This window comes from Methylobacterium sp. WL103, assembly GCF_008039885.1.
In the GTDB taxonomy this organism is placed as follows: domain Bacteria; phylum Pseudomonadota; class Alphaproteobacteria; order Rhizobiales; family Beijerinckiaceae; genus Methylobacterium; species Methylobacterium cerastii.
This window is the reverse complement of the sequence record NZ_VRUX01000983.1, coordinates 1-1,022: the sequence shown is the minus strand read 5'-3', so window position 1 is coordinate 1,022 and position 1,022 is coordinate 1. Positions and strand designations below refer to the sequence as shown.

The 1,022-nt window shown below is 73.2% G+C and carries 1 protein-coding gene and 1 pseudogene; both read right to left on the bottom strand.

The window, feature by feature from the left end:
* A pseudogene (locus FV222_RS27205) lies at positions 1–355 on the bottom strand (hypothetical protein); the annotation flags it as partial.
* 213 nt (positions 356–568) lie between these two features.
* The coding region (locus tag FV222_RS27200; protein ID WP_147816244.1) for a GTP-binding protein at positions 569–1,022 on the bottom strand (454 nt) is incomplete at its 5' end.

Below are 1,022 nucleotides of genomic sequence, written 5' to 3'. Positions count from 1 at the left end.
CCCGCGCCCGCCCCCAGATCGCATGCGGCATCGCCATCGGCATCACGCCGCGCAATGCCTCGCGGCCGCTCCCGTCCCGGTCCCAGGCCAGGGCGAAGGCGATGGCCCGGCCGCCGGACTGATGCCGGGCCGCGCTCAGCAGGTAATCCGGGTCGACCCGCGGATCGGTGATCGCGTTGCGCGTCATCAGCGCCCGCCAGGCGGCGACCGCGCCGTCGTCGACGGTGCCGGCGAGGCGCAGGTCCACCCGCCAACCTTCGGTGGCCGCCTCGGTGCCGGTCGAAACCGGGTGGACGTCCACCGCCGCGTCGGGCTGGGCCTGTCCGCCCTGGATCACCGTGAAGCCGTGCGTCATGGCACCTGCGTCCCGCCTTGGCTACGAATCGTCCCGATCCGGGACGTTCGGGCCCCCTCGGGCGCCCTTCGACAGGCTGGTTTCAAGGATGGTGCCGCGGGCTCCGTCATACCAAATCCGGTCGATCCCTTCGGGATGGCGGATTTGGGCTTCGCTCAAGCGCCGCGCGGGCTTGCCTGACACGGCCTCCGCTTCGATTGCGCGGAGGCCGTATCAGCCGCCGGGAATCGCCAGCGGGTTGTTCGTCAGCGCCGCCGCATCCGGCGCGTCGATCCGCGGGCGGCCGAGGAAGGCGTCCCAGAGGCTGACGACGAAGGCCGGATCGAGGTCGCGGACGATCAGCACCAGGCGTGAGGTGCGGTCGTCGTCGGGCCAGGCCGGCAGGGTGACGGGGGCGTGCACCACGTGCTGGACGCCGTGGACCACCACCGGCCGGTCGGGGTCGTCGGCGATCGCGACGAGGCCCTTGAGGCGCAGGAGCTTCGGGCCGTGCCCGCCCCGCAGCAGATCCAGGAACATCTCGAACGCCGGGCGCGGCACCGGCGCGTCGCTGGTCAGCGAGAAGGCGCGGATCGCCGCGTCGTGCCGATTCACGTCGTGGGCGTGGCCGTCCGTCTCGGGCACCGCGCCGAGCCAGGCGCGCACGTCGGCGGCCTTGCCGTCGAGG